5 protein-coding genes are annotated in these 5178 nt (G+C 68.3%); 1 reads left to right on the forward strand and 4 read right to left on the reverse strand.

Features of this window, described 5'->3' with window-relative positions:
* Positions 1-387 precede the first annotated feature (387 nt).
* From CLV92_RS20725 to CLV92_RS21730, 3 genes are all read right to left on the reverse strand, one after another.
* Positions 388-1749 (reverse strand): hypothetical protein, encoded by a 1362-nt coding sequence (locus CLV92_RS20725; protein ID WP_104435980.1) that lies wholly within the window; start codon positions 1747-1749, stop codon positions 388-390.
* Between the two features lie 540 nt (positions 1750-2289).
* Positions 2290-2457 (reverse strand): hypothetical protein, encoded by a 168-nt coding sequence (locus CLV92_RS21725; RefSeq protein WP_158257365.1) that lies wholly within the window; start codon positions 2455-2457, stop codon positions 2290-2292.
* Between the two features lie 418 nt (positions 2458-2875).
* Positions 2876-3025 (reverse strand): hypothetical protein, encoded by a 150-nt coding sequence (locus CLV92_RS21730; protein ID WP_158257366.1) that lies wholly within the window; start codon positions 3023-3025, stop codon positions 2876-2878.
* A 565-nt stretch (positions 3026-3590) separates the two neighbouring features.
* On the opposite strand from CLV92_RS21730, the gene CLV92_RS20740 reads away from it, so the two are divergent.
* A protein-coding gene (locus CLV92_RS20740; protein ID WP_245887012.1) for an IS3 family transposase occupies positions 3591-4756 on the forward strand; the annotation gives its coding sequence in 2 pieces (ribosomal slippage) (positions 3591-3876 and positions 3876-4756; 1167 coding nt in all).
* Here the strand turns inward: CLV92_RS20740 and CLV92_RS20745 are convergent.
* Positions 4744-5070: a hypothetical protein gene (locus CLV92_RS20745; protein WP_104435978.1), complete on the reverse strand. Its 327-nt coding sequence runs from the start codon at positions 5068-5070 to the stop codon at positions 4744-4746. The two genes, CLV92_RS20740 and CLV92_RS20745, sit on opposite strands and share 13 nt — an antisense overlap.
* Between the last annotated feature and the right edge of the window lie 108 nt (positions 5071-5178).

Raw genomic sequence — 5178 nt, forward strand, 5'->3', positions numbered from 1 at the left:
GAACTCCGGCGGGTGAGGACGGGGCATCGAAGGACTCCTCTCTGGGCGACATCATCGCCTCAGGTCGGTGTCCGGAGAAGCGGGTCAAGCTCCCGCTTGTCTCACCAACGCGTGGCTGGCCGCACCTGGCACGGCGGGGCGGGCATGCGCGTCACCACGGTCTTCGGATCTACGGGTGGGTAGGGCTGCCTCACGTCTGGGGCGCCGGTGGCCGTCGGCTCTCCGCGAGCTTCCTCTGGTCGGTCATGATCACGCCCGGATCGCGGTATGGCCGTGAAGTCGTAGGTCCGCCGGGATCGTGCCGCGGACCGCGTGATCGGCGTGAGGTTCGACCACCTGTGCGCCCGCCCCGATAGTGGTGCGGTGATGGCAGGTGCCGGGCTGCGGTCACACCGCGGAGGGCGGTAGGTCGGGAAGGTGCTCAGCAACCCACGCCGCGAGGTCGGGACGGATCTTGGGCCATTGCCGGCGCAGTCGCTGAATCTCGGCTGCGGCGGTGGGCTCCTCGCGGTGCTGCCACAGGAACGCAAGCATGCCCGAACCCCACGGGGGCATCACGATCGGTCCTGAGCGTCCATGCACGACCGGCGGGGTGTGTTTGGACTTCAGCGCATGCCGGAGAGCGATGGCGGCGGCGGGAACGTCTTCTGCTGTTCCGTACGTCTCGATGAGCTCCCCGGCGAACATGCGATGGGCGAGCGACCTGTCCTGCAGCAGCCGCTCCCACAGATCCTCAGCCATCGGGCGGCCAGCGCGGTGGGCGAGCTGGCTCATCGCGCTCAGACGGTTCTCCAGGTGGTGGGATCGGCTCAATGCCAACAGTGCGTGCCGCGCCGTAGTGGTGTCGGGACCGCGAGCGAGGACCCTCAGCGCGGCCCCGGCCACGATCTGGGCGCTCGAGCCCTTCTTGGCGTCGTGGTGCAGGGCCACGCCCGCGACCACGGCTGTCGTGTGCTCGCTGAGCGTGCCGGGCATCGCTGCGAGAAGTTCGAGCACCGGCCAATGGATGTCCTGGCAGGGGCTGGCCAGGAGTTCGGCGAGCAGGTCCTCCGGCATTTCCGGAATGGGACGGAAGCTGGCGACCTCAGGGGTCGCGATCTCCTGCACCGCTCCCTCCACCGCCTCCGCCAGGGAGGTGACGTACCAGGGTGCTCGAGTCCGCGTCGGCGATGCCTGCAGCGCCGAGCGCAGCTCCTGTACCGCGACCTCCAGCACCTGTCGGCACAGTCGACCGTCAGGGGTGTTGAACAGGGCGTAGTGGCACGCCTGCGCTGCCCGGTCGCGGTAGCCGAGGGAGGCGCTGGAGTCGCTGACGATGGCGAGCAGCTGCCGCACGACCTGTGCCCCGCCGATGGCGGCCAGGGGGTGGTTGAAGGGGAAGACGAAGAAGAAGCGGTCGGGGCCGGGACCGCCGAGCTGCTCCTGCAGCCAGGTGTCGCTGACCGTCTCGGCGATGTCCAGTGGCTCGCTGGACACCACCTTCACCCCTGACTGGCACAGCCTCCAGGCTGGGCCGATGGCGGCACTCCAGCGGCGACTGTCATCGACCTCCAGCCGGAAGATCGCCACTGGACCGTCGATCACGGGCTCGGTGCGCCTCAGCACATCACGGGCGGTGTCGAGGAGGGAGGTGGCTAGCTCCGCATCGTCAGCCGCGACGGTGACCTTCACCCGGTACGGCAGGTCCTCCCTCAGGAGTGAGGCCGCCCACTCCTCGGCCTCATGCGCTTTCAGGGGCCCCTCGGTCATCACGTCATGCCTCCTTCGTCACCGCGCGTCGGCCTGCTGCAGGGCCGGTGCGCGCAGCAACCACCATGCCGGACCCGGGGCCGCCGCCAAGGACAGCAGAGGGGTAGGACACCTGCTCGCTCATCGTCACGACCGTGAAGTCGGGCCGCGGCTCAGTGACAGTCAGACTCGCCTACCCACCTGGAGATCCGAAGACCCCTCAACCAGGTCCGCCAAGGGGTGCGACGCGATCCATCGCGTCAAGATCCAGGAGCAGGGCAGATCGACGGTGTCATCGCCGACGTGGGTATGGACGAGGCCGCGTACCGGGAACGCGGCAGGGCCGCGGTCGATCAGTCGGATGCCGGCACACCAACAGCTGCTGCTCAGTTAGAAGAACACAAGCGCCTCGTGTGGATGAGGCAGAGCAGGCAATATCCGCCCAGCCGTCGAGTGCAGAGCCCACAAGTTCGGGCCGCTAGCGATCATGGTTTCTGCCAAGCTGACGAGGACAGCGCTAACGGAGTCCGGCGCCTCCTGGGCCAACGTTTCGCAACGCTCTCAGCCGAGCGCGCTGAAAAAGAACCAGAAGCCCGCCCAAGCCAGGGTCACGACGACGGCGATGACCTTGCGCACGCCCCAGGGAGCCCAGCGGATGAGCGCGATCGGGGTTGCCAGAATTGCGCCCGAAATAAGCCACAACACAACCACAAGAAGCGGCAACGGCACCGACCTCAAACCACCCTGGCACCCAGTAAAGCCGCACTCTATGAACGCCGCGTACACCCCCGTCATTGCGGCTAGAGCAAATGAGGCAAGGAGTGCGGGAATGAGAAACCATGCATTCCGGGCCCGGTAGCTGTGTGCCGACGGCTCCGGTGCACTGCTTCGTTCACCCATACTGCCCCCTTAAACGAGTGCGACCAGGCACATGGCTTGGCCTGACCGGTGGTGAGACGGCCCCTCGGCATGGAACGGTCGACATCCGCAACGGCGTCAACCTGCCGAAGAATGATAGAAGTTCAACTTCGACATGCTGCCAGATAGAGCGACAATCCGGCGCTCGTTCGCTCACGACCACCCGTTGGCATCCATGCTGGTCCCATCGCTGGCACCGCACGCCCGTCGGTCACCGTGAGTCTCCCTGTCATGCATGGGCGGTGAGCTCGTTGGCCGGCGGCAGGCTCACCCGCACCGCGAGGCAGTCCTCGTCAGCGGTCACGATGGCCTCGTTGACGCGCTCGGCGCGGTCGAGCTCCTGCACGTTGCCGCGCGCGCTGCAGTACGGGCACGCCACGCCCTCTGCCTGCCCGTCGGGTCTACCAGCACCGGCGCGGCGGGGCGGTCCACGTGCAGGGCGGCGGCCACGGCGCGCGCCTGGGCGGTGGTCAGCCCGTGCAGTTCCATGCGCTGCGGGTAGGTGTGCGGGGGTCCCTCGCCCCGTCTACTTCGACCGTGCCGGAGACGATCCGGTGGTCCGGGTGGAGGCGGGTGGGGCCGTCACGGCGGCCCGGGGTGTCCCAGACGTCCGGGCTCGGCGGCTGCGCGCCGAGAGTGCCGGCCAACTCCTCCACCAGCACCCTGTTCCTCCACCCCCTGGCGCGCCGCGAGCGCCTGGGTGTGCGCCACGTTCGCCCGCTGCACCCTCGCGCTCGGGCAGGTAGTCGGGCAGCTGGGCGACGTCACAGGGGCCCGCTGCGCGTCTTTGGCGATGGCTGCGGCCCCGCGCGCCAGGATCCGCGGCTCCTCCTCGTCTTCGCCGGTTGAGGGCTCGGGCCAGGAGGTGTCGGTTGGGACTGCCCCGGCTTCGGTTGACTCCTTGACCTGTGAGGATCATGGTCCTCGCTGGAAGGATGACGACCGTGCCCAAGCCCTTTCCCGCCGAGTTCCGCCGGGATGTGATCGCCGTGGCCCGCCAGGGCGGACGGTCCCGCGCTGAGATCGCCCGCAGCTTCGGGATCTCGGAGTCCTGTCTCGGTCGCTGGCTCGCGATCGCCGACCGTGAGGACGGCCTGGTCGAGCAGCCCGCCCCAGCCGCTGGGGCGGACCTGGAGGCGGAGAACCGGGAGCTGCGCCGGCGAACGAAGCAGCTGGAGCAGGAGAACGAGATCCTGCGCCGGGCGACGGCCTACTTCGCCCGCGACACCCTCCCAAAATGATCTTCCCGCTGGTCCGTGACCTCGCCGACGACGACATCCCTGTCGCGGTGACCTGCCGGGTGCTGGGCTTCTCCAAGCAGGCGTACTACAAGTGGCGGGCATGCCCGGTCACCAACCGGGACTGGGACGACGCTCACCTCATCCACGCTGCCCGGAAGATCCACCACGACGATCCGGAGTTCGGCTACCGCTTCATCGCCGACGAGCTCGCCGAGCAGGGCGTGCAGGCTGGGCGCAACCGGGTGCAGCGCCTGTGCAGCCAGGAGAGGCTCTTCAGCGCCCACTCCCGCAAGCGGGGCCGGCAGCGCCAGCCCGGCCCGCAGGTCCACGACGACCTCGTCCAACGCCGGTTCACCGCGAAGCGGCCGAACCAGCTATGGCTGACCGATATCACCGAGCACCCCACCGCGGAGGGCAAGCTCTACCTCTGCGCGGTCAAGGACGCCTGCTCCAACCGGATCGTGGGCTACTCCATCGACGCCCGCATGACCGCTGAGCTGGCCGTGCAGGCACTGCGCAACGCACTCACCCTGCGCGGCAACACCGACGCCCTAGAGGTGATCGTCCACTCCGACAGAGGCAGCCAATTCCGCTCGCACCGCTACGTCCGGGAACTCCGCGCTGCCCAGGCCCGCGGCTCGATGGGACGCGTGGGGACCTGCGCCGACAACGCCGCGATGGAGTCGTTCTTCTCGCTGCTGCAGAAGAACGTTCTCAACCGCAGCCGCTGGGACACCCGCCAGGACCTGCGCCTGGCGATCGTGACCTGGATCGAGAACACCTACCACCGCCGCCGACGTCAGCAGGCCCTCGGGCGACTGACTCCCATTGAGTACGAGACACTTCTCCAAGCCGCTCACGCGGCCTGACCCCGCCTACCCGAGCGAGTCAACCGAAGTCGGGGCAGTCCCCCGCAGCCATAGGTCAACGTCAGGGTGGTCACGCCGTGGCGGTAGCCCTGGTCCTCGCTCAGGTTGAGTGACTGCTCGTCGGGGACGTAGACGACGCGGACACCACCTCCTCCGTTGGCGGGCACCTCAGAGGGACGCTCGACCTCATCGGCACCCAGGGTGGCGAAGTGCTCATACAGTCCCTGCACCCGCAGTGCCGAGAGTGTCGGCATGGTGAAGCCGAGCCGTTCCTGCACGACGTCGCGTTGGTGCCAGGTGTAGCTGGATGCCATCGGCTGACGCCTCAGTGGCGTCCATGAGAGTGGTGTACGACCGGCCCGGCTGACGGGCGTGGCTGACGCATGAGAAGGCGGCCACCGCGTGATGCTTCGAAGGACCTC

Origin of the sequence: Kineococcus xinjiangensis, from assembly GCF_002934625.1 — a bacterium.
Lineage (GTDB): Bacteria > Actinomycetota > Actinomycetes > Actinomycetales > Kineococcaceae > Kineococcus_A > Kineococcus_A xinjiangensis.

Coding starts and splice junctions, on each gene's coding strand:
- CLV92_RS20725 (WP_104435980.1), bottom strand. CDS start 1,749: ATGACCGAGGGGCCCCTGAAAGCGCATGAGGCCGAGGAGTGGGCGGCC.
- CLV92_RS20745 (WP_104435978.1), bottom strand. CDS start 5,070: ATGGCATCCAGCTACACCTGGCACCAACGCGACGTCGTGCAGGAACGG.